The 21,866-nt window shown below is 71.7% G+C and carries 21 protein-coding genes and 1 pseudogene; 12 read left to right on the forward strand and 10 right to left on the reverse strand.

Annotation, left to right across the window (positions count from 1 at the left end):
• Positions 1–2,130 (forward strand): DNRLRE domain-containing protein (locus tag AC0B9F_RS29695; RefSeq protein ID WP_472007750.1); only part of this gene is annotated, 2,130 nt, incomplete at its 5' end.
• Positions 2,131–2,229: 99 nt separating this feature from the next.
• Here the strand turns inward: AC0B9F_RS29695 and glgX are convergent.
• On the reverse strand, positions 2,230–4,461 hold the full coding sequence (gene glgX / locus AC0B9F_RS29700) for a glycogen debranching protein GlgX (protein WP_472007752.1): 2,232 nt from the start codon (positions 4,459–4,461) through the stop codon (positions 2,230–2,232).
• A gap of 154 nt (positions 4,462–4,615) precedes the next feature.
• Between glgX and AC0B9F_RS29705 the strand changes: the two genes are divergently transcribed.
• From AC0B9F_RS29705 to AC0B9F_RS29720, 4 genes are all read left to right on the forward strand, one after another.
• Complete coding sequence (locus AC0B9F_RS29705; RefSeq protein ID WP_472007753.1) at positions 4,616–5,860, forward strand: L,D-transpeptidase; 1,245 nt, start codon at positions 4,616–4,618, stop codon at positions 5,858–5,860.
• A 141-nt stretch (positions 5,861–6,001) separates the two neighbouring features.
• Positions 6,002–7,234, forward strand: coding sequence for a L,D-transpeptidase (locus tag AC0B9F_RS29710; protein ID WP_472007754.1), 1,233 nt, complete (start codon positions 6,002–6,004; stop codon positions 7,232–7,234).
• 220 nt (positions 7,235–7,454) lie between these two features.
• Positions 7,455–8,222 carry an enoyl-CoA hydratase/isomerase family protein gene (locus AC0B9F_RS29715; RefSeq protein ID WP_472007756.1) on the forward strand — a complete coding sequence of 256 codons (768 nt, stop codon included), beginning with the start codon at positions 7,455–7,457 and terminating at the stop codon, positions 8,220–8,222.
• A gap of 274 nt (positions 8,223–8,496) precedes the next feature.
• Complete coding sequence (locus tag AC0B9F_RS29720) at positions 8,497–9,000, forward strand: ATP-binding protein (RefSeq protein ID WP_472007757.1); 504 nt, start codon at positions 8,497–8,499, stop codon at positions 8,998–9,000.
• Between the two features lie 33 nt (positions 9,001–9,033).
• On the opposite strand, the gene AC0B9F_RS29725 is transcribed toward AC0B9F_RS29720, so the two are convergent.
• From AC0B9F_RS29725 to AC0B9F_RS29740, 4 genes and pseudogenes are all read right to left on the reverse strand, one after another.
• Positions 9,034–9,495, reverse strand: a complete 462-nt coding sequence (locus tag AC0B9F_RS29725) for a hypothetical protein (protein WP_472007758.1) — start codon at positions 9,493–9,495, stop codon at positions 9,034–9,036.
• Positions 9,496–10,242: 747 nt separating this feature from the next.
• A pseudogene (locus AC0B9F_RS29730) lies at positions 10,243–10,439 on the reverse strand (RHS repeat domain-containing protein); the annotation flags it as partial.
• Positions 10,382–10,615 carry a hypothetical protein gene (locus AC0B9F_RS29735; protein WP_472007759.1) on the reverse strand — a complete coding sequence of 78 codons (234 nt, stop codon included), beginning with the start codon at positions 10,613–10,615 and terminating at the stop codon, positions 10,382–10,384. The gene AC0B9F_RS29735 and the pseudogene AC0B9F_RS29730, both read right to left, overlap by 58 nt.
• Before the next feature lie 8 nt (positions 10,616–10,623).
• Entirely contained in the window at positions 10,624–10,947 is a 324-nt protein-coding gene (locus AC0B9F_RS29740) for a hypothetical protein (protein ID WP_472007760.1), read from the reverse strand.
• Between the two features lie 240 nt (positions 10,948–11,187).
• Between AC0B9F_RS29740 and AC0B9F_RS29745 the strand changes: the two genes are divergently transcribed.
• Positions 11,188–11,976 carry a polysaccharide deacetylase family protein gene (locus AC0B9F_RS29745; protein WP_472007761.1) on the forward strand — a complete coding sequence of 263 codons (789 nt, stop codon included), beginning with the start codon at positions 11,188–11,190 and terminating at the stop codon, positions 11,974–11,976.
• On the forward strand, positions 11,976–13,154 hold the full coding sequence (locus tag AC0B9F_RS29750) for a YncE family protein (RefSeq protein WP_472007762.1): 1,179 nt from the start codon (positions 11,976–11,978) through the stop codon (positions 13,152–13,154). Before AC0B9F_RS29745 ends, AC0B9F_RS29750 begins: the two co-directional genes overlap by 1 nt.
• 7 nt (positions 13,155–13,161) lie before the next feature.
• On the opposite strand, the gene AC0B9F_RS29755 is transcribed toward AC0B9F_RS29750, so the two are convergent.
• Positions 13,162–13,791 (reverse strand): GNAT family N-acetyltransferase, encoded by a 630-nt coding sequence (locus tag AC0B9F_RS29755; protein ID WP_472007763.1) that lies wholly within the window; start codon positions 13,789–13,791, stop codon positions 13,162–13,164.
• Positions 13,792–13,839: 48 nt separating this feature from the next.
• On the opposite strand from AC0B9F_RS29755, the gene AC0B9F_RS29760 reads away from it, so the two are divergent.
• Positions 13,840–14,754, forward strand: a complete 915-nt coding sequence (locus AC0B9F_RS29760; RefSeq protein WP_472007764.1) for a MerR family transcriptional regulator — start codon at positions 13,840–13,842, stop codon at positions 14,752–14,754.
• A 57-nt stretch (positions 14,755–14,811) separates the two neighbouring features.
• Positions 14,812–15,024, forward strand: coding sequence for an EF-hand domain-containing protein (locus tag AC0B9F_RS29765; protein ID WP_363262370.1), 213 nt, complete (start codon positions 14,812–14,814; stop codon positions 15,022–15,024).
• A gap of 47 nt (positions 15,025–15,071) precedes the next feature.
• Here the strand turns inward: AC0B9F_RS29765 and AC0B9F_RS29770 are convergent, their stop codons facing one another.
• Both AC0B9F_RS29770 and AC0B9F_RS29775 read right to left on the reverse strand, forming a co-directional pair.
• Positions 15,072–15,860, reverse strand: coding sequence for an ABC transporter ATP-binding protein (locus tag AC0B9F_RS29770; protein ID WP_472007766.1), 789 nt, complete (start codon positions 15,858–15,860; stop codon positions 15,072–15,074).
• Positions 15,857–17,587, reverse strand: a complete 1,731-nt coding sequence (locus tag AC0B9F_RS29775) for a 2-isopropylmalate synthase (protein ID WP_472007768.1) — start codon at positions 17,585–17,587, stop codon at positions 15,857–15,859. The genes AC0B9F_RS29770 and AC0B9F_RS29775 overlap by 4 nt, the downstream gene beginning before the upstream one ends.
• 225 nt (positions 17,588–17,812) lie before the next feature.
• On the opposite strand from AC0B9F_RS29775, the gene AC0B9F_RS29780 reads away from it, so the two are divergent.
• Positions 17,813–18,514: a FadR/GntR family transcriptional regulator gene (locus tag AC0B9F_RS29780; protein ID WP_472007769.1), complete on the forward strand. Its 702-nt coding sequence runs from the start codon at positions 17,813–17,815 to the stop codon at positions 18,512–18,514.
• Here AC0B9F_RS29780 and AC0B9F_RS29785 read toward each other — a convergent pair.
• A complete protein-coding gene (locus AC0B9F_RS29785; protein ID WP_472007771.1) occupies positions 18,459–19,436 on the reverse strand; it encodes an AraC family transcriptional regulator in 978 nt (325 codons plus the stop codon). The genes AC0B9F_RS29780 and AC0B9F_RS29785 overlap by 56 nt on opposite strands.
• Positions 19,437–19,539: 103 nt before the next feature.
• On the opposite strand from AC0B9F_RS29785, the gene AC0B9F_RS29790 reads away from it, so the two are divergent.
• Positions 19,540–20,532 carry a zinc-dependent alcohol dehydrogenase family protein gene (locus tag AC0B9F_RS29790; RefSeq protein ID WP_472007772.1) on the forward strand — a complete coding sequence of 331 codons (993 nt, stop codon included), beginning with the start codon at positions 19,540–19,542 and terminating at the stop codon, positions 20,530–20,532.
• A 114-nt stretch (positions 20,533–20,646) separates the two neighbouring features.
• Positions 20,647–21,309, forward strand: a complete 663-nt coding sequence (locus tag AC0B9F_RS29795; protein WP_472007773.1) for an NADPH-dependent F420 reductase — start codon at positions 20,647–20,649, stop codon at positions 21,307–21,309.
• An 11-nt stretch (positions 21,310–21,320) separates the two neighbouring features.
• Here AC0B9F_RS29795 and AC0B9F_RS29800 read toward each other — a convergent pair whose 3' ends face one another.
• A complete protein-coding gene (locus tag AC0B9F_RS29800) occupies positions 21,321–21,863 on the reverse strand; it encodes an MOSC domain-containing protein (RefSeq protein WP_472007775.1) in 543 nt (180 codons plus the stop codon).
• Between the last annotated feature and the right edge of the window lie 3 nt (positions 21,864–21,866).

Below are 21,866 nucleotides of genomic sequence, written 5' to 3' on the forward strand. Positions count from 1 at the left end.
GGCCTGTTCACGAAGGCGGACACGCACTACCCGGTCTTCGTCGACCCCACCCTGAACAGCGGCTGGCTGGCCTGGACCGTCGCCTACAAGCCGTACCCGAACTCCAGCTTCTGGAACGGCACCAACTTCTCCTCCGGCACCTCCGACGCCCGCGTCGGACACGAGAGCGACACCGGCGGTACCGCCCGCTCCTTCTGGCGCATGAACTACAGCACCAGCCTCAAGGGCGCGGACATCACCTCCGCCACCTTCAAGGTGCTCAACAACCACTCCTGGTCGTGTACGACGCGTGAGTTCCAGTTCTGGCTGACCGGGGCGATCTCTTCCGGCACCACCTGGAACGCGCAGCCGAGCTGGTCCACGGAGATCCAGCGCAAGTCGTTCGCGCACGGCTGGTCCTCCAGCTCCTGCCCGGACGCCTATGAAGCGTTCAACGTGAAGTCCGCGGCGCAGAAGGCGGCGGACGGCGGCTGGTCGAACATCACCTTCGGTATGCGCGCCACCAGCGAGACCGACACGCAGACCTGGCGTAAGTTCCAGGCCACCGGCGCCACCATGGAGGTCGTCTACAACCGGCCGCCCGCCACGCCGTCCAGCGTCTCCAGCACGCCCGGCGGCACCTGCAACCAGACCACGGCCGGCACGACCGTCGGCAAGACCAACCTGGTCCTGTCGGCCAAGTCCTCCGACCCCGACGGCAACCTCAAGTCGTTGCGGTTCCGCTTCTGGAAGTCCGGTGCCACCACCCCGGCCGGCACGACGGTCACGACGGACAGCACCGGCAAGGCCACTCTGACGATCGCCTCGTCCACCCTGGTCGACAAGGGTGTCTACTACTGGGACGTGCGCGCGGAGGACAGCAACTCGACGCCCGCTGTCTCCGCGTACTACCCGACCAGCGGCAACCGCTGCACCGTCACCGTCGACGGCTCCGCTCCGCCGCCGCCCACCGTGGACAGCACCGTCTTCCCCGAGGCCACCCCGGACGGGCAGACCTGGTCCACGGTCAAGTTCGGGGGCAAGGGCGCCGTCACCTTCACCTCCGAGGGTGCGGCGAAGTTCCGCTGGTCGATCGAGGGCAACAACCCCGTCGACGTGACCGCGACGAACAACACCGTCACCGTCAGCACCCTGGCGCCGGCGCACGCGGGCCCCAACACCATCCAGGTGTACGCCTATGACTCGCTCGGCAACGCCAGCAAGCGCACCGACTACTCGTTCTTCGTGCCGCCCCGGGACAAGGCCGACGGCCCGATGGACGCCACCGGTGACGCCCTGCCCGACCTGATCATCGTCAACGCCGACGGCAACCTGCGCAACTGCGTCGGCGGCCCGGACGGCGACCTCTACAACTGCCTCATCGCCTCCTACGACGCCGACAAGAAGCCCGACTCGGCCGGGCACTGGTTCGACCCCGCCACCGGCAAGGCCGCCCTGATCACCCACTACCAGGACACCTACCCCGGCGACGGCTCCACCGACCTGTTCTCCGTCTCCCCCGACGGCCACTTCTGGCTCTACCCCGGCGACGGCTACGGCAGCTTCGACGTCACCCAGCGCCTCGAAGTCCGCCTCCCCGCCAACGCCCCGGCGCCCTCGACGTGGACGCAGATCAAGGCCGTCGGCGACATCACCGGCGACAAGCTGCCCGACCTCGTCCTGCGCGCCGGAGCCGAATTCTGGACACTGTCCGGCTACACCGGCGCCACCTTCCAGACCGCCACCCAGATGAACGCCGACGCCTGGGCCCGCCGCGAGATCGTCAACGTCGCCGACATCAACGGCGACAACACCCCCGACCTGCTGTGGCGCAACCTCGACACCGGCAGCATGTACGACCGCCAGGGCAAACCCGGCACGGTCGCCGGCAGCGTCGACCTGGAATCCCTCAAACTGGCCGCCAACTCCCTCACCGGCAAGGACGAGACCTACGGCGCCAACTGGAGCGACACCAACGTACCCACCGCCATCGGCATCCCCGACGTCAACAACGACGGCATCCCCGACATCTGGGCCCGCTTCGCCTCCGACGGCTACACCCGGATCTACCACCCCTCCCGCACCGACACGGGCGCAGCCGTACGCATAGTGCTGACCGTCAACTGGAACACGGTCAAGGCCTTCGGCTGACCCAGGCCTGACGCAGGCCCCGCACCACCCGGCCCCGGTCACCCCCCGTCAGGGGGCGGCCGGGGCCCGGTCGTCCAGGGGCGCGAGACGCAGCGCCGCTCAGTGCACCCGCAGCAGCAGCACCGACCGCCCCGGCACCGTGATCGCCGTGCCCGCCGGGTGCGTCACCTCCGGCGCCCGCGTCTGCTCCTCCCGCGCGGTGTCCACGACCACCTCGTACCGCTCCGCCCACGGTGGCCCCGGCAGCACGAACCGCACCGGGTCCTCCCCGGCGTGCAGCACCGCGAGGAAGCTGTCGTCGAGGATCGGCGCGCCCCGCTCGTCGCGGCCGGGGATGTCCCGCCCCGAGAGGTACATGCCGAGGGTCGCGGCGGGCGCGTACCAGTCCCGTTCCGTCATCTCGGAGCCGCGCGCGGTGAACCAGGCCAGGTCGCGCAGCCCGTCCGCCGCCTGCGGCCGGCCGGAGAAGAAGGCCCGGCGGCGCAGCACCGGATGCCGGTGGCGCAGGGCGATCAGCCGGGAGGTCAGGTCGAGCAGCGCCTTCCAGCCGGGCTCGTCCAGCAGCCGCCAGTCCACCCAGCCCAGCTCGTTGTCCTGGCAGTAGGCGTTGTTGTTGCCGCGCTGGGTGCGGCCCATCTCGTCGCCCGCGACCAGCATGGGCACGCCGGTGGACAGCAGCAGGGTGGTGAGCAGGTTGCGCAGCTGCCGTCTGCGCAGGGCGAGAATGCGGGTGTCGTCGCTCTCGCCCTCCGCCCCGCAGTTCCAGGAACGGTTGTCGTCGCTGCCGTCCCGGTTGCCCTCGCCGTTGGCCTCGTTGTGCTTGCGCTCGTAACTGACCAGGTCGCGCAGGGTGAAACCGTCATGCGCGGTGATGTAGTTGACCGAGGCGTACGGCCGTCGCCCGCCCCAGGCGTACAGGTCGCTGGAGCCGGACAGCCGGTAGCCCATCTCGCGCACGTCGGGCAGGGCGTGCCGCCAGAAATCCCGCACGGCGTTGCGGTAGCGGTCGTTCCACTCCGTCCACAGCGGCGGGAATGCGCCCACCTGGTAGCCGCCGGAGCCCACGTCCCACGGCTCGGCGATCAGCTTGACCCGGCGCAGCACCGGGTCCTGGGCGATCACCGCGAGGAACGGGGACAGCATGTCGACGTCGTGCATCGAGCGGGCGAGGGCCGCCGCGAGGTCGAAGCGGAAGCCGTCGACGCCCATCTCGGTGACCCAGTAGCGCAGTGAGTCGGTGATCAGACGCAGCACGTGCGGCTGCACGACGTGCAGGGTGTTGCCGCAGCCCGTGTAGTCGGCGTACCGGCGCGCGTCGGACTGGAGGCGGTAGTAGCCGCGGTTGTCGATGCCCTTCAGTGACAGCGTCGGGCCGTACTCCCCGGCCTCGGCGGTGTGGTTGTAGACGACGTCGAGGATGACCTCGATCCCGGCCTCGTGCAGCGCGCGCACCATCCGTTTGAACTCGCCGACCTGCTGGCCGGCGGTGCCGGAGGCGGCGTAGCCGGCGTGCGGGGCGAAGTAGCCGATGGAGTTGTAGCCCCAGTAGTTGCGCAGGCCCCGCCTGAGCAGATGGTCCTCGTGGGCGAACTGGTGCACCGGCAGCAGTTCCACCGCCGTCACCCCGAGCCGCGTCAGATGCTCGATCGCCGCCGGGTGGGCGAGCCCGGCGTAGGTGCCGCGCAGCTCCTCCGGGATGCCCGGGTGCAGCTTGGTGAAGCCGCGCACGTGCAGCTCGTAGATCACCGAGTCGGCCCACGGCGTCTTCGGGCGCCGGTCGTCCGACCAGTCGTCGTCATCGTGGACGACGACCCCCTTCGGGACGTACGGCGCCGAGTCCCGGTCGTCGCGGACGGTGTCGGCGACGTGCTGGTCCGGCCAGTCGCGGACGTGCCCGTACACCTCGGGCGGCAGCGGGAACTCCCCGTCCACCGCGCGGGCGTACGGGTCGAGCAGCAGCTTCGCCGGGTTCCAGCGGCCACCGGTCCACGGATCCCAGCGGCCGTGCACCCGGAAGCCGTAACGCTGCCCGGGCAGCACGCCCGGCACGAAGCCGTGCCAGATCTCGTGCGTCAGCTCGGTCAGCTTCAGCCGCGTCTCCACGCCGTCCTCGTCGAAGAGACACAGTTCGACGCCCTCCGCGCCGCCCGCCCACAGGGCGAAGTTCGTCCCGGCGACACCGTCCGGGCCGACCCGGAAACGGGCGCCCAGCGGCGTGGGCGCACCCGGCCACACGGGCAGGCGCTGCACCCCGTTCACAGCGGCGGCCGGGCGCCCCTGCTCAGCGGCGCGCCCTGCCGTCACCGCCTCCTGCTCGGCTGCGCTGGACACCGTTCAGCCTCCCGCGGCTCATGGCGAGACCCGTTCAGGGCGTACGGCGTCCCACACCGTGCTCCCCGTCGTGTCGTCGTCCTCCCCACAGTTCTGCCCAGACCGTGGCTCGCACTCACGTTTCCCCGGGGCGGCCCCGCTCGTTGGGCTGCTCGTGAGGCACGTACACGGGCGCGCGCGGCGCGCGGGGGCCGCGCTGGCCGCCGTATTGACATGGGCAGGACTGCTGGCGGGAGTCGCCGGCTGCACGTCGGACGGCTCCGGCGGTCCCGGCGGGATCTTCGGTAAACCCGGCGCGTCGGAGGACGCCATCCGCATCACGCCGGACGACGGCAGCAAGGGCGTACGGCCCGAGCGGAAGCTGCGCGTCACGGTGCCCGACGGCCGGCTGGAGTCGGTCAAGGTGGTCGCCTCCCAGGACGCCCAGGACATCCCGGTGCCCGGCCGCGTCTCCGCCGACGGCCTGACCTGGCGCCCCGACGACGACCGGCTCGCCCTCGCCGCCCGCTACACCGTCGACGCGGTGGCCGTCGACGGCGACGGGGACCGCTCCGCCCGCCACGCCACGTTCACCACCTACGTCCCCGGCGAGCGCTTCATCGGCTACGTCACCCCGGAGAACCGCTCGGTCGTCGGCACCGGGATGATCGTGTCGATCCAGTTCAGCCGGGAGCTGGAGAACCGGGCCGCCGTGGAGCGGGCCATCCGGGTGCGCGCCGAACCGGCCGTCGAGATCCGCCCGCACTGGTTCGGCAAGGACCGTGTCGACTTCCGCCCCGAGCGCTACTGGCGGCCCGGCACCAAGGTCACCGTCGACCTGGGGCTGCGGGACGTGCAGGGCGCGCGCGGGGTGTACGGGCTGCAGTCCAAGTCGTTCTCCTTCACCATCGGCCGCAGCCAGGTGTCCCTGGTGGACGCCGCCGAGCACACCATGGAGGTGCGCCGGGACGGCGAGCTGCTGGCCACCGTGCCGATCACCGCGGGATCGCCGAAGAACACCACCTACAACGGGAAGATGGTGGTGATGGAGATGCTCGAGGTCACCCGGATGAACGGGGCGACGGTCGGCTTCAAGAAGACCGACGGCAAGGGCGAGTACGACATCCCCGACGTGCCGCACGCCATGCGGCTGACCGACTCGGGCACCTTCCTGCACGGCAACTACTGGGCCGACGAGGACGTCTTCGGCCGGACCAACGTCAGTCACGGCTGCGTGGGCCTGCGCGACGCCAAGGGCGGCGGCTCCGACACCCCGGCGGGCTGGTTCTTCGACCGCAGCCTGATCGGGGACGTCGTCGAGGTGGTCAACAGCAAGGACAAGACGGTGGCGCCCGACAACGGCCTCGGCGGCTGGAACCTGGGCTGGACCGAGTGGAAGGCGGGGGGCGCCGTGCGCTGAGGCGAGCCCGGCCGGGAGTTGGGACGGAACGGTGACATTCCGAGGCCGCCGACGCTCCTGACCGGGCAGTTAATATGCGCCGTGTGCGCGCGACGCGCGGGGCGTGTGGGCCTGACAGGGCCCGGGGGAGGGAGAAACAACTTGAACATCGGGCCGATATCGGGGGCATCGGTTGCGGGGCGCGGACGGGGCCGCGCGGGGCTGGCGCTGACCGCCGGCGCGCTGCTGTTCGCCGTCACGGCGTGCGGCGGGGGCGGCGGCTCGGACGCGGAGGACGGCAAGGGGGGTGACGCCTCCGCGGCGACGAGCAAGCAGTCGGAGGCGGTCGTCACCGTCGCGCCGAAGGACGGCGCCACGGCCGTCGACACCAGCGGGGCGCTCAAGGTCAGCGCGGCCAAGGGCAAGCTGACCGAGGTCGTGGTCAAGGACGCCAAGGGGACGGCGGTCGGCGGGGCGATATCCGCCGACGGCTCCTCCTGGGCGCCCGCCGCGCACCTGGCCGCCGCCACCCGCTACCAGGTGCACGCGGTCGCCAAGGACGCCGAGGGCCGTACGGCGGCCGAGGACTCCGCGTTCACCACGCTGACCCCGAAGAACACCTTCACCGGCACCTTCACCCCGGAGGACGGCTCCACCGTGGGTGTCGGCATGCCGTTCTCGCTGCGCTTCTCGCGGGGCATCACGCACCCGCAGGACGTGGAGAAGGCCATCAAGATCAAGACCGTGCCGGCGGTCGACGTGCAGGGCCACTGGTTCGGCAACGACCGCCTGGACTTCCGCCCCGAGCGGTACTGGAAGTCCGGCACCAAGGTCACCGTCACGCTGAACCTGGACGGCGTCGAGGGCCGCCCCGGCGTCTACGGCAAGCAGAAGAAGACGGTGTCCTTCACCATCGGGCGCAACCAGGTGTCCTACGTGGACGCCAAGAAGCACACCATGCAGGTCACCCAGGACGGCAAGGTCGTCAAGACCTTGCCCGTCACCACCGGCAAGCCCGGCTACGACACCTGGAACGGCCAGATGGTCATCAGCGAGAAGCTCGCCGTGACCCGGATGAACGGCGAGACGGTCGGCTACGGCGGCGAGTACGACATCAAGGACGTCCCGCACGCCCTGCGCCTGACCACCTCCGGCACCTTCCTGCACGGCAACTACTGGGGCCGCGACGCCTTCGGCAACTACAACGCCAGCCACGGCTGCGTCGGCCTGCGCGATGTGCGCGGCGGCTACGACAGCTCGGTGCCGGCGGCCTGGTTCTTCAACCACTCGCTGATCGGCGACGTGGTGGTCGTGAAGAACTCCCACGACGCGACGGTCGCCCCGGACAACGGCCTCAACGGCTGGAACATGCCGTGGGCGGAGTGGACGAAGTAGTTCCCCCGCTGTGACGGGCCCGGCGCTGTGCTTTACGGCGCCGGGCCCGCGTGCGTCAGCGCCGCGCTGTACTCTGCCCGGCCGGGTGTGAGCGAGCGCACCCCGTCCGATCCCGTTAGTCCCCGTGCTGTGCTTGCCCGGGGGACAACCCCCGGACCCCCGGCCGGGTGTGAGCGAGCGCACCCCGTCCGATCCCGTTAGTCCCCGTTAACCTGCTGGCATGACCGTACATCTCGAAGTCGCCGAAGGCGTCGGCACGCTGCGCCTCGACCGCCCGCCGATGAACGCCCTGGACGTCGCCACGCAGGACAGGCTCAAGGAACTCGCCGAGGAGGCCGGCCGCCGCGACGACGTGCGCGCGGTCGTCGTGTACGGCGGCGAGAAGGTGTTCGCGGCGGGCGCGGACATCAAGGAGATGCAGGCCATGGACCACGCGGCGATGGTCCTGCGCGCCCGCGCCCTGCAGGACGCCTTCACCGCCGTCGCCCGCATCCCCAAGCCGGTCGTCGCCGCCGTCACCGGCTACGCGCTCGGCGGCGGCTGCGAGCTGGCGCTGTGCGCCGACTACCGGATCGCCGGCGAGAACGCCAAGCTCGGCCAGCCGGAGATCCTGCTCGGCCTGATCCCCGGCGCCGGCGGCACCCAGCGCCTGTCCCGGCTGATCGGCCCGTCCAAGGCCAAGGACCTCATCTTCACCGGCCGGATGGTCAAGGCCGACGAGGCGCTGGCGCTCGGCCTGGTCGACCGGGTGGTGCCGGCCGCCGACGTGTACGCCGAGGCGCACGCGTGGGCGGCGAAGCTGGCGCAGGGCCCGGCGATCGCGCTGCGCGCGGCGAAGGAGTCCATCGACACCGGTCTGGAGACGGACATCGACACCGGACTCGCGGTGGAACGCAACTGGTTCGCGGGCCTGTTCGCCACCGAGGACCGTGAGCGCGGCATGAAGAGCTTCGTGGAGGAGGGGCCGGGCAAGGCGAAGTTCCTCTGAACACACCTCAAGACACTTGCAATTGACGCTGTGTCTGATTCGGGGTCCCTCGATGGGGCGGTTTATGGGAACCTTTGGGCAACCTTAAGCCTGCCTTGTCGAGGGAGCCTGTCTGTTGCCTCCGGTCGAGCCGTCGTCGCAGGTCAGTAGGGTCACGGCGGACCCCGAACTGCCTGACGCATATGCCGGGCGCAAGAGGTGGAACGGGGGCGCCCGGGGGGCGTATTCCAGCAGAACGGCCCCCGGCGCCCCTTCGGGCGGCCATGATGGGGGCATGGCGGGGCTGGAGGGCATCGAACAGCCGCGGGGACACGGCCGTGCTGTGGCGGCGCGCTGGTCGCCTGCGGTGGAGGACGAACGAGCGCTCAAGGCACTGGAGTTGTTCGGCAACCCGGCGGAACAGGATGTGCCGCTGCCGTCCCGCCCCGAGTCCGCGGCCACCGCGCGCCGGCTGACGCAGGTGGTGATCCTGCGTCACTGGGGCCTGAGCCCCAAGCTCGCCGAGGACGCCGTCCTGCTCGTCTCCGAACTCGTCGGCAACGCCGTCCGGCACACCGGCGCCCGCGTCTTCGGTCTGCGCATGCGCCGGCTGCGCGGCCGTATCCGCGTCGAGGTCCGCGACCCCTCCCGCGGCCTGCCCTGCCTGATGCCCGTCCGCGAGACCGACATCAGCGGCCGCGGCCTTTTCCTGGTCGACAAGATCGCCGACCGCTGGGGCGTGGACCTGCTGCCCCGCGGCAAGACGACCTGGTTCGAAATGCGCACCGGGGACCGCTGACCCAGGACGCGACCCGCCGGTGCGCTTGGCCGTTCAGGGAGCGACGGCGGCCTGCCGGTCGGAGGACCGCACCACTGTGGGGCCACGGACGTCCGCGGCGCCCGAGACATAGGCGAGCCAGCGCAGTTCGTCGCATGCGAAGAAGCTCTCGCCCCACGTGTCCACCCAGATCCTGACGTCGTGATCACCGGTTCGCGTCAGATCCCACCAGGCCCAGCCGCGGAATTCGGACTCGGGATCGAACTGGTAGAGCCACTCCTGGAGCTCCCAGGAGCCGCCGCCGACGTGGGCCTCGTAGCGCTCCACGTCCCGTTCGGCGAAGCCGGGGAACGGCAGGGACGAGTCGTGTCCGCAAGCGGTCGCGAACCATTGAGGGATGTCCTCGACGGGCAGGCCCTCTCCGTCGAAATGCCCCGAGACGGCCAGCCGGAGAGCCGGGGCCAGCACGGAGCGCAGCCTGCCGCCGAACTCCGCGGCCGGGCACTCCGTCCGCACGTCGAAGGCGCACAGCTCAGGCGGCGCCTCCCCCGGCTCCGGACTCTTCGAGCATGCCGCTCGGAATTCCGTAGAGATCGTCACCCGTGCGTTCGGAGAATGTCACCGTTCCAGGAGTCAAGCAGCAGTCCGTACAAGCCAGCGCTCCACCGCTTCAAGTGTGGACGGCGTGATGGACCTGTTTTCGAGCAGGCTGGCACCCATCGCTCTGAACGAAGAAATACGGTGGGGGTCCCGTAGTGCGACGACGTCTGTCCATTCCTGCCCTTGTGTGCCCTGAATCACGACATCGCCCGTTCGCGACAGCATCAGGAACTCGGGGTGCCCCCACCCATGCCCCGTCACGTGTGCTGCCGCCCCCGATCCAGCCAGGTCCCATTCGGTGCCCAAGGCCACGCGCGCCCACCAAGAGTCGCCGTGTCGGTCGAGGTCGGGAACCGCCAGAAGGAACTCGGGGCGCCCCGTCTCGAACAGGCCTTGGTGCGCACTCAGCATGTACCACTCGTGGTTCACCCGTTGCTGGAAGTCCTGCGCATTGTTCTCCACACTGACGGCCCACTCGTTTCCATCCGCCGCCGTCGAATTGGCATAGGCTGCAAGGCGGGGCGGCAAAAGGCAAGCATCGCGGTCCGCCGTTCCCAGGTACTCCAGTCCCGCGTTTGCCAATGCCCGGGTCAACTCTGCTTCAGTCATGTCGTGTCCTGTTTCCCTGGTGGAGCGGCGGGTCAACTCACGTCCACCCCATAGAAGCGTGGCGTTGTCCCAGGCGAAGTCCACCCGCTCGACGACCGTTGTTCCGTCATCGGCCAACCGTTCCTTGGCGATCGCCGTCCCAGCGGGTCGTACCGGTAATGCCATTCCGTTCCATCCGGAGTGACGACGGAAGTCAGACGGTCCTCAGCGTCCCAGTTGTAACGCCAGGTCTCGGGCTTACGGGACAAGCGCCCGCCGCCCCGTCCAGGCCGGTCGCCAGGTGCCGCCACTTCTTGGCTATCTCGCGTACGCCGTCCGGGTCCACCGCCGGATCCGTGGTGCCGAGGAACTCCAGGCCGCTGGCGATCGTGTCGCCGAACATGTGGTTGAACTTGTTGATGTAGTGCAGCGGGTTGAGGTCGACCACGGCCCGCCTCAGCCCTTCTTGCCGGACTTGCCGGACTTGCCGGCCGCGGCCAGCAGCACATCCAGCAGATCGAAGGCGTCGGAGACCTCACCCATGAACTTGGCCTCCGCCTCCCACTCCTCCCCGAGCTCCTTCGTCAGCTTCGCGAGAGTGGTCATGCCCTTCTCGATCTCACCCTTCGCCCCGAGGAGCGAACCCAGCGCCCCCAACGCGCTCAGGTCGTGCGCCGCCGCCTCGAACTCCTGCAACGGCTTCGCCGTGTGATGCCCCGTCCCCCGCAGCCCCGACGCCGCCGTGTGCAGCGACGTCGCTTCCTTCTTCAGGTCCGACATGTCCCCCGGCCCCCGACTTTCGCTCTGTGCACATGCCAACCGGGAGACACTAGTCAGGGCAGTTCTGGTGCGGGCAATGCGTGGCCCATCAGTACGTAAAGGGGCTCCTTCGACTGAGGCCAAGGGGGAGCCGCTGCACGGCGCTGGTTCTCGTCTCGCCCTGTCGAGCGCGACCCGCGCCCCGCAAGGCGACCGGGTGAATTGCCTGATTTTCGGTACTTTGCCCCTTTAAATGGTCAGGTGACCGCACCCGACCGCCGTACTGCCCTGCGCGCCGGTACCGGCTTTCTCGCCGGCGCCGCACTCACCTCCGCCTGCGCCGCGCCCGGCGGTGCGGGCGACTCCGTCGCGGCCCGACCGGCGCCGCACTCTCCGCAGTCCCGCTCCTCGCCGCCCGCCACGGCACCGGCGCCCCGCGCCTACCCGGGGCAGCCCGCCCAGATCGACCACGGCCCCCGCACCCGCCCACGCGTCGCCCTCACCTTCCACGGCCAGGGCGATCCCGCGATCGCCCGCGCCCTGCTGACCGAGGCCGAGCGGCACGGGGCCCACCTCACCGTCCTTGCCGTCGGCACCTGGCTCGACGAGCACCCGGAGATGGCCCGCCGCGTCCTCGACGGCGGCCACGACCTCGGCAACCACACCCAGCGCCACCTGGGCATCAACACGATGCCCGAAGCCGAGGCCCGCGCGGAGATCACCGCCTGCGCCGACCGGCTGAAGAAGCTCACCGGCTCCATCGGCACCTGGTTCCGCCCCTCCCGCGCCCCCCGGGCCTCCGCGCTCGTCACCCGCCTGGCCGCCGAGGCCGGCTACCCGCACGTCCTGTCCTACGACGTCGACTCCCTCGACTTCACCGCGCCCGGCGCCGCCGCCGTCACCCGCAAGGTCCTCGGCGAGGTCCGTAACGGATCCGTGGTGAGCCTGCACTTCGGCTACCGGGACACGGTCGCCGCGCTCCCCGCCCTCCTCCAAGAACTCGACCGCCGCGGTCTGCGCGCGGTCACCACCACGGAGCTGATCGGCTGATGCATCTGAAGCGAACCACCCGCACCCTGATCGCCGGCGCCGCGCTCGCCGCGCTCGCCGCCTGCGGCGGCCCGGGCGGCGGCCACGGCGCCGCCGAATCCACCAAGGCGGCCCTGCCCGCCCCGGCGAAGAAGCAGAACACCGTGCCCGGCCTGCCCGGCATGCCGCCCGTCCTCGACCCCAAGGACGTCTACGCCGCCGACCGCCCGAACAAGCTCTCCCCGGTCGTCAAGGACTTCCCGTCGCGGGTGTACGTGCCCAACACCGAGTCCAACACCGTCAGCGTCATCGACCCGAAGACGTACAAGGTGATCGAGACGATCCCGGTCGGCCGCCAGCCGCAGCACGTCGTGCCGTCCTGGGACCTGAAGACGCTGTGGGTCAACAACGACCGGGGCAACACCCTCACGCCCATCGACCCGCGCACCGGCAAGGCCGGCAAGACGGTCGACGTGCACGACCCGTACAACCTCTACTTCACGCCCGACGGCAAGTACGCCGTCGTCATGGCCTCCCTCGACCGCGAACTCGTCTTCCGCGATCCGCACACCATGAAGCGGCTGAAGACCGTCCCCGTCTCCTGCTACGGCGTCAACCACGCCGACTTCTCGCCCGACGGCCGCTACTTCATCGTCTCCTGCGAGTTCAGCGGCGAACTGCTCAAGGTCGACACCGCGTCGATGAAGGTGATCGGCCAGGAGAAGCTGCCGTTCCGCGGCGCCATGCCGCAGGACGTCAAGATCTCGCCCGACGGCAAGAAGTTCTACATCGCGGACATGATGGCCGACGGCCTGTGGGTCCTCGACGGCGACAAGTTCACCAAGCCCACCCTGCTGCCCACCGGCAAGGGCGCCCACGGCCTGTACGTCAGCCGCGACTCCCGCGAGATGTACGTCTCCAACCGCGGCGAGGGCACCATCTCCGTCTTCGACTTCCAGCAGAACAAGCTCACCAAGAAGTGGCGCCTGCCCCAGGGCGGCAGCCCCGACATGGGCGGCGTCTCCGCGGACGGCAAGGTGCTGTGGCTCTCCGGCCGCTACAACGCCGAGGTGTACGCCATCGACACCCGCACCGGCGAGCAGCTCGCCCGCATCAAGGTCGGCAGCGGCCCGCACGGCCTCGCCGTCTACCCGCAGCCCGGCCGCTACTCGCTCGGCCACACCGGCATCTTCCGCTGACCCCCGCTCACCGGGCCCGCAGCAGCGCCTCCGCGCCCACCTGCCGGTAGCCGGCCGCCTGGAACGCCCGCGCGCTGCGGGCGTTCCCCGGCGAGACCTGCGCCCACAGCGGCTCCCCGGCCAGCTGCCTCGCCGCCGTCACCAGGGCCCGGCCCAGCCCCCGGTGCCGTACGTCCTCGTCGATCTCCATCGACACCTCCAGCCGCCCGGCCACCCCGCGGCCCAGCACCAGCACCCCGCCGTCCGCCGCCCAGGCGCGCACGCCGTCGCGGCGCCGGCGGGCGTAGGCGATGCGGGGGTGCTCGCCGGCCATCTCCTTCAGCGCGACCTCCGGCTCGCCCGGCAGCGGGGCGGCGACCAGCAGCGCGTCGACGGTCTCCGTGGTCCGACCCGTGCGGCGCAGGAACGCGGTGAGGAAGAGCGGGTTCAGCGTCGCCGCCAGCCGGTCGCAGTCCGTCGCCTCCAGGGCGGCGTACACCCAGGCCGGGTCCTCGTCGGTGAAGATCACCGAGTGCGCGGTGAAGGACAGCACCCCGGCGTCCCGCGCGCTCTCCTGCGGTACGACCGTGGTGGCGCCGTCCGGCGGCGGGAAGACGCCCCGCGCCGCCGCGTCGAGGATGTCCCGCAGCTCCGCCATGCCGTGCTCCTTGAGTCTCCACCCGCTGGAGGGCCCAGACTCGCAGACATGATCGAAGACGGCACCGGTCTTTTCACCATCGGCGAGCTGGCCCGCGCCAGTGGCCTGACCGTGCGCACCATCCGCTACTGGTCCGACGAGGGCGCCCTGACACCGGTGACCCGGTCGTCCGGCGGCTACCGGCTCTACGACGCCGAGTCCGCCGCCCGCCTGGAGCTGATCCGCACCCTGCGCGAGCTGGGCCTCGGCCTGGACGACGTGCGCAAGGTGCTGGCCGGGGAGCGGACGGTCGCTCAGGTGGCGGCGGCGCACGTGGCGGCGCTGGACGCGCAGATCAGGTCGCTGAAGGTGACGCGGGCGGTGCTGTCGAGCGTGGCACGACGTGGTTCGACGGCAAAGGAGACGACCCTGATGAACCGACTGGCGCGACTGTCGGCGGCCGAACGGAAGCGGATCATCGACGATTTCACGGCGGAGATCTTCGACGGGCTGGACCCGGCCGACCCCGACATCCGGCGGCGGCTGCGCTTCATGACGGCCGACCTGCCCGACGACCCGACGCCCGAGCAGGTGGACGCCTGGGTGGAGCTCGCGGAGCTGATCCAGGACCCGGAGTTCCGGGCGCTGATGCGCGGGATGGTCCGGTTCAACGCCGCCGACCGGGGTCCGGACGTCCCGGCGGGCACGTCGCTGTGGTTCATGAGCCGTCTGGTGCACCTCGCTCAGGAGGCGCGCGGGCGGGGCATCGCTCCCCAGGCGCCGGAGGCGGCGGAGGTGCTGCGTGCGCTGCTCGGCGACGCCGATCCCTCGGCCGTGCTCGACCGGCTGACCGCGGCCTCGAACGCGAGGGTGGCGCGCTACCGCGAGCTGTCGGCGGTCGTGAACGGTCTGGAGCCCCAGCCGTCGCACGCGGAGGACTTCGCCTGGGTGGTCGCCGCACTCCGTGCTCGCGTGGGCCGTTAATCTGACCTGCGGCACTACGCCGGTACGAGTAAGAAACGCGACAAAAGGGGCGGATCGGTGGCTGACATCGAGGAAGCACGCAAGCAGTTCCAGAGGATCGACGCGGACGGTGACGGTTTCATCACCGCCGCCGAGTTCAAGAGCGCCCTCGCCCAGCAGGGTGACTGGAACGTCACCGAGTCGGTCGCCGAGGCCATCATCAAGTCCCGTGACCTCAACGGCGACAAGGTGCTGTCCTTCGACGAGTTCTGGGCGCACCTGAACAAGTGACGTGCGGCACGAGGGGCGCCCGCCGGCCACCGGCGTGCGCCCCTTCGTCATGCCCGGCGGCTGACGCGTACGTTCCACCGGCCGTCGTGCCGCTCCAGCGCGAGCGGCAGGCCGAAGCACTTGCCGAGCCGGTCGCCGGTCAGGACGCCGGCGACCGGCCCCTGAGCGAGAGCGCGCCCGTCGCGCAGCAGCAGGGCGTGCGTGGTGTGCCCGGGCAGCTCCTCCAGGTGGTGGGTGACCAGCACCGTCGCGAGCCGCGGATGCTCCCGGCGCAGGGCGTCCAGCGCCTCGATGAGCAGCTCGCGGCCCGGCAGGTCCAGGCCGGTCGCGGGTTCGTCGAGCAGCAGCAGCCGCGGCTCGGGCATCAGCGCGCGGGCGATCAGGGTCCGGCCGCGCTGCCCCTGCGACAGCGTGGGCCAGCGGGCCTCGCGCAGCTCGCCCAGGCCGAGGGTGCGGATGAGCCGGTCCGCGCGCGCCTGCTGTCCGGTCGTAGGCCGCCAACGGGGCAGCAGCGCCACCGAGTTGGTCAGCCCGGTCAGCACCACGTCCCGTACCCGCAGCGGCTCGGCGAGCGGGTGGCGCGGGTCGACATGGCCGACCCATGCGCGCAGCTCCCGCAGGTCCACCCGGCCTAGGCGACGGCCGAGCACCTCGATCCGTCCCCGGGTCGGGTGGACGCGGGCGCCGAGCAGGCTGAGCAGCGTGGACTTGCCGGCCCCGTTGGCGCCCAGCAGCGCCCAGTGCTCGCCCGCACGGACGGTCAGGGACACCTCCTGCAGGATCGGCCTCCCGTCGCGCACCACGTGGACGTCCTCGGCGCGCAGCACCTCGCTCACGCGGCCAGAGCCCGGTTCACGGCGGACAGCACCGCCCGCACCCGGGCTTCGAGGCCCGAGCCGGCCTGCCCCGCGCCCCAGGCCGTGGTGCCGTTCACCTGGCACGCGGCGTAGGCGGCCGTACCCGCCCCGACGGGGTGGTCGGCGACCTCCAGCACCTCGACGGCGTACCCCGCACCGGCCAGCGCGTCGGCGAAGGCGGTCAGCGGGCCCGGTCCGGTGCCCTCGAGGTCCCAGGTGCGCCCGCCCGTGTGCAGCGTGCACACCAGGCCGTCCGCGCCCCGGGCGGACCAGGCGTCCAGCCGGATCTCGCCCTCGGCGAGATAGGTGGAGCGAAACAGCTCGTACAGTTCCCGCGCCGTCGCCTCGCGGCCGCTGTCGTCGGTGGCCCGCTGCACGACCCGCGAGAAGTCCCGCCGCATGCCCGCCGGCAGGTCCAGCCCGTGGTGGGCGCGCAGCAGATACGCCGTACCTCCCTTGCCGGACTGCGAGTTGACCCGGATGACCGCCTCGTAGGAGCGCCCCACATCGGCCGGGTCGACCGGCAGATACGGCACCTCCCACGGGGCGTCCGCCTCCGGCACCCCCATCTCCTTGGCGCGGCGGGCGTGATGGTCGAGACCCTTGCTGATGGCGTCCTGGTGGGTGCCGGAGAACGCCGTGTACACCAGGTCGCCGGCGTAGGGGTGGCGCGGGTGCACGGGCAGCCGGTTGCAGTGCTCGACGGTCTCCCGTACGGCGTCGATGTCGGTGAAGTCGACCATCGGGTCCACGCCCTGGGCGTACAGGTTCATCGCGAGGGTCACCAGGTCGACGTTGCCGGTGCGCTCGCCGTTGCCGAACAGGCAGCCCTCCACCCGCTGCGCCCCGGCCAGGACGGCGAGTTCGGCGCAGGCGACGCCGGTGCCGCGGTCGTTGTGCGGGTGCACGGAGAGGATCACCGCGTCACGGCGGGCCAGGTTGCGGTGGGCGTACTCGATCTGGTCGGCGTAGACGTTGGGGGTGGCGATCTCCACGGTCGCCGGCAGGTTGTGGGTGACCGGCCGGTCCGGGCTCGCGTCCCACAACTGCGTCAGCCCGTCGCACAGTTCGAGGACGAAGTCGGGCTCGGTGAGGTTGTAGGTCTCGGGGGAGAACTGGAAGCGCACGTGAGGGGTGTCGCCGGCCCGGCGCACCATGTGCTCGGCGGCCTCCCGCAGGATCCGCCACACCTCGCCGCGGTCCCGGCGCAGCACGACGTCCCGCCACACCGGCGAGGTCGCCACGTACAGGTGGACCACCGCCCGCGGCATTGCCTCGATCGCCTCGAAGGTGCGGTCGATCAGCTCCGGCCGGGCCGGGGTGAACACGACGGGCGTCACGTCGTCCGGGACGGCGCCTTCGGTCACCAGGTGACGGACGAAGTCGAAGTCGGCGCGGCTGGCCGACGGGTAGCCGACCTCGATCTCCTTGAACCCCAGCGACACCAGCAGGTCGTAGAAGCGGCGCTTGCGCGGGATGTCCATCGGCTCGGCCAGCGCCTGGTTGCCGTCGCGCAGGTCGACCGGCACCCACAGCGGGGCGCGCTCCAGCCGGGCGGCGGGCCACTCCCGGCCGGTGACGGGGACGGGCACGCGCTCATGGAAGGGGCGGTAGCGGTGGTACGGCATCGCGCTGGGACGCTGCGGATTCCAGCGGTACGGTGCCCCGCCGGACTGCTGCGGATTCGGTACGTCGGTGAGGGTCATCGTCGGCTGCCTCTCGGCTCGGTCGGACGGTGACCGGCAGCACGGCATCCCGCGGCGGGGCGCCGGTCGCGTCAGACCCCGCCGCGGCAGCCGAGGAGAAGGAGACGGCGCAGCAGCATGATCGGTACGCTAGCGACTGCTCAGCTCCTCAGACAAGTGCAATCGGCAAACTCCTCAGACAAGTTGGAGAAACACGGTGACGGCATCCCCCCTGGACGGCACCCGGTGACCCCGGACGGCCCGCTCCGCCCCAGCCCGCTGGTCGAACAGGCCACGCAACGGCTGCGCGCACAGATCGCCGACGGCACCTGGCCCGTCGGCGGCAAACTCCCCGGCGAGACCACCCTCGCCAAGGACCTCGGCGTGGGCCGCTCCACCGTGCGCGAGGCACTGCGCGCGCTGGCCGGCGCCGGGCTGGTACGGCCCCGGCACGGCGCCGGCGTCTTCGTCACCGCCACCGAACCGGCCGAGGACTGGCCCACCCAGCTGCGCCGGGCCGCGGTCACCGACGTCTACGAGGTGCGCACCGCCGTCGAGGTGCACGGCGCCCGGCTGGCCGCGCAGCGCCGCACCGACGAGGACGTCGCCGCGATCCGTGCGGCGCTGGAGGGCCGCCGCGCGGCGGCCGGCGCCGACGACGAGGCCTTCGTCGACGCCGACATCGCCTTCCACGCGGCCGTGGTCGCCGCCGCGCACAACATCGTCCTGTCCGGGCTGTTCGCGCAATTCACCCCCGTCCTGCGCAAGGGCCTGACCGAACTCCTCGCCCTGAGCGGCCTGCGCCACGACGACCCGAACACCGCGGACGACGCCCACGAGGCGATCGCGCGGGCGATCGCCGAGGGGGACGCGGAGACGGCGGTGGCGGTGGTCACCGCGGAACTGCAGAACCCGTTTCCGCCGGCTCAGGACGCCTGCTCCCGGTAGGGCGCCCGCTGCCTGCGTACTGCCCCGGCGCCACCCCGTACTCCCGCTTGAACGCCTTGGCGAAGGCGAACTCCGAGGAGTACCCGGCCCGTTCGGCGACCTGGCGCAGCGGAAGATCCTCCGCCCGCAGCAGCCGGCCCGCCGTCGTCATCCGCCACCACGTCAGATACGCGAGCGGCGGCCTGCCGACCAGCGCCGTGAACCGGCGCGCGAACGCCGCCCGCGACAGGCCGCCCTGCGCGCCCAGTTCCTCCACCGTCCAGGGGCGGCCCGGATCGGCGTGCAGGGCGCGCAGCGCGGCGGAGACGGCCGGGTCGGCCAGCGCCGCAGCCCAGCCGCTGGGATGCCCGGCGTCGTGCGGCTCGCGCTCCCACCAGGCGCGCAGGATGTACAGCAGCAGCGTGTCCAGCAGCGAGGCGACGATGATGTCCGCACCGGGCCGGCACTCCGTCAGCTCCTGCCCCAGCAGCTCCACCGCCGCCCGCAGCGGCCCGTACGCGCCGACCCGGGCGGGCAGATGCACCACCTCCGGCAGCTCGGTGAGCAGGGGGTGGGCGCGGCTGCGGTCCAGAAGATAGGCCCCGCACAGCATCAGGGTGTCCGGCTCGGGCGCGCCCGGCGGGGGAGGCGGCGGTCCGGGCCGGCGGCCGTCCGCGTCCACGGCGAAGTCCTCCAGGGGCGCGTCCGGCGAGCCGGCCAGCGCGTGCCCGTGTCCGTGGGCGAGGAAGACCACGTCCCCGGGGCCGAGCGCGACGGGCTCGCCCCGCGCCGGCAGCAGCCACGCCGACCCGCGCAGCACCACGTGGAACCCGGCCCCGTCCGTGGCCTGGAAGCGGGCCCCCCAGGGGCCGTACTTGTACCGCAGGCCGGAGTGCGGCCGCCCGGTGCGCATCGCGGCGACGGCGTCACTGAGTACGTCCATGCCCCGCACCGTAGCGCCGTGCGGCCGAGGACGAGACGCACGGACAGAAAACCGAGACAGCCGGGCATGGATCGTCTCGCCGCACGGCCATAGCGTCGACGGCATGTCAACTTCCGCACACAGCGTGCTCTTTCACGAGACCGGCGGTCCCGACGTCCTGGTCGTCGAGGAGACCGAACTGCCCGGCCCCGGCCCCGGCGAGGTCCTCGTCCGCGTCGCCGCCGTCGCCCTCAACCGCGCCGAGGCCCTCCTGCGCTCGGGCGGCTACTTCTACCAGCCCACCCTGCCCGCCGCCCGCAACGGCTACGAGGCCGCCGGCACCGTCGAGGCGGTCGGCGAGGGCGTCACGGCCTTCGCACCCGGCGACCCGGTGCTGAGCGCGGCCAACTTCAGGCTCGACACCCACGGCGTCTACGGCGACCGCGTGCTGATGCCGGAGCACACCCTCGTCCCGCGCCCCGACGGCGTCGACGAGGTCACCGCGGCCGCGGCCTGGCTGACGTACACGACGGCGTACGGCGCGCTGATCGAACGGGCCCGCATGGCCCCCGGCGACCACGTGCTGATCACCGGCGCCTCCAGCGGCGTCGGCACGGCCGCCCTCCAGGTCGCCCGGCGGGCCGGTGCGGTGCCCCTCGCCACCACCCGCACCGAGGCCAAGCGGCAGCGGCTGCTCGACCTGGGCGCGGAGCACGTGATCGTCACCGAGGACGAGGACGTGGTGAAGGAGACCCTGCGGCTCACCGGCGGCAAGGGCGCCGGGATCGTCCTCGACGCGATCGGCGGCCCCGGCTTCGCCACGCTCGGCGGGGCGGCCGCCGAGGACGGCTGCCTGATCTGCTACGGCTGGCTTCAGGGGCAGCCCACCGTCCTGCCGATGCGGTGGCCCCTCACCGTCCACGGCTACAGCAACTTCACCCTCACCGGCACCGCCGAAGGCCGCCGCCGCGCCGCCCACTACCTGGGCTCCGGCCTCGCCGACGGCACGCTGCGCCCGGTGATCGGCGAGGTCTTCGACGGCCTGGAACGCATCCCGGACGCCCACCGGCTGATGGAGTCCAACGCACACACCGGCAAGATCGTCGTACGGATCTGACACCGTCACCCGTCCGGCCCCCGCCATCCGGCCGCCGAAGGGGAATAGCCGGACAGACCACCGGGTTTTCCCCCGGCAACCGGACCATGCGCATCGAACCTGAAGGGCTGAGCCATGAAGATCGGCATCATCGGCGCGGGCAACATCGGCGGCAACCTGACCCGGCGGCTCACCGCCCTCGGCCATGACGTCTCCGTCGCCAACTCGCGCGGCCCGCAGACGCTGAGCGAACTGGCCGCGGAGACCGGGGCGACGCCGGTGCGGGTGGAGGAGGCCGCCCGCAACGCCGAGATCGTCATCGTCACCGTGCCCCTCAAGGCGGTACCCGACCTGCCCAAGGGCCTGTTCGACGAGGCCGCCGAGGGCGCCGTGGTCATCGACACCGGCAACTACTACCCGCAGCAGCGCGACGGCCGGATCGCGGCGATCGAGGACGAGGGGCTGACCGAGAGCCGCTGGAGCGAGCAGCACCTCGGCCACCCGGTGATCAAGGCCTTCAACGCCACCTTCGCCCAGGACCTCCTGGAACGCCCGCGGCCCGCCGGCGATCCCGACCGCATGGCGCTGTCCGTCGCCGGGGACGACGAGGCGGCCAAGGCGAAGGTCCGGGACCTGATCGACGAGCTGGGCTTCGACACCGTCGACACCGGCGGCCTCGACGACTCCTGGCGCCAGCAGCCCGGCACCCCGGTCTACGGCATGCGCGGCGACGTCGAGGCGGTGACCAGGGCGCTGGAGGCGGCGACCCCGGAACGCCCGGCGGACTTCCGCGGCTGAGAGCCGTCGCCTCAGACGATCTCCAGGGGCCGGTGCGGCCCGTCCGGCAGCTCGACCCGGACGCTGTCCCCGGGCCGCACCACGCCGCCGGCGAGGACGACGCTCATGATCCCGGACTTGAAGCGGGGCCGCCCGTCGGAGCCCCGCCCGACGACTTCCCTCAGCAACCCCTTGCGGAAGCCGTCGATCTGCGCACACGGGTTGCGCAGCCCGGTCACCTCGACGACGGCCTCGTCCCCGAGCAGCAGCCGCGTCCCCGTGGGCAGGGCGAGCAGATCGATCCCGCGGGTCGTGACGTTCTCCCCGAGCTGCCCGGCCGCCACCTCGAACCCGGCGGCCCGCACCTCCTCGAACAGCTCCTCGTGGATCAGGTGCACCTGCCGCAGATTCGGCTGCGAGGCGTCCCTGGCCATCCGGAACCGGTGCTTCACCGTCGCCCCGCCATGCACGTCACCCTCCACGCCGAACCCGGCGAGCAGCCGGACGCTGTCGCGGTTCGGCTTGCTGAAGGAGTAGACGCCGTTGCTGCTGACCGCGGTGATGGTGCCGTCCATGCA

This window comes from Streptomyces sp. NPDC097129, assembly GCF_055668065.1.

What these genes read in the sequence shown, in the direction of transcription:
- AC0B9F_RS29755 (WP_472007763.1), bottom strand. Translation starts at nt 13,791, where the DNA reads ATGGCGGAGCTGCGGGACATCCTCGACGCGGCGGCGCGGGGCGTCTTC.
- AC0B9F_RS29715 (WP_472007756.1), top strand. Translation starts at nt 7,455, where the DNA reads ATGACCGTACATCTCGAAGTCGCCGAAGGCGTCGGCACGCTGCGCCTC.
- AC0B9F_RS29790 (WP_472007772.1), top strand. Translation starts at nt 19,540, where the DNA reads ATGTCAACTTCCGCACACAGCGTGCTCTTTCACGAGACCGGCGGTCCC.
- AC0B9F_RS29795 (WP_472007773.1), top strand. Translation starts at nt 20,647, where the DNA reads ATGAAGATCGGCATCATCGGCGCGGGCAACATCGGCGGCAACCTGACC.
- AC0B9F_RS29785 (WP_472007771.1), bottom strand. Translation starts at nt 19,436, where the DNA reads ATGGACGTACTCAGTGACGCCGTCGCCGCGATGCGCACCGGGCGGCCG.
- AC0B9F_RS29800 (WP_472007775.1), bottom strand. Translation starts at nt 21,863, where the DNA reads ATGGACGGCACCATCACCGCGGTCAGCAGCAACGGCGTCTACTCCTTC.
- AC0B9F_RS29720 (WP_472007757.1), top strand. Translation starts at nt 8,497, where the DNA reads ATGGCGGGGCTGGAGGGCATCGAACAGCCGCGGGGACACGGCCGTGCT.
- AC0B9F_RS29760 (WP_472007764.1), top strand. Translation starts at nt 13,840, where the DNA reads ATGATCGAAGACGGCACCGGTCTTTTCACCATCGGCGAGCTGGCCCGC.
- AC0B9F_RS29750 (WP_472007762.1), top strand. Translation starts at nt 11,976, where the DNA reads ATGCATCTGAAGCGAACCACCCGCACCCTGATCGCCGGCGCCGCGCTC.
- AC0B9F_RS29775 (WP_472007768.1), bottom strand. Translation starts at nt 17,587, where the DNA reads ATGACCCTCACCGACGTACCGAATCCGCAGCAGTCCGGCGGGGCACCG.
- AC0B9F_RS29740 (WP_472007760.1), bottom strand. Translation starts at nt 10,947, where the DNA reads ATGTCGGACCTGAAGAAGGAAGCGACGTCGCTGCACACGGCGGCGTCG.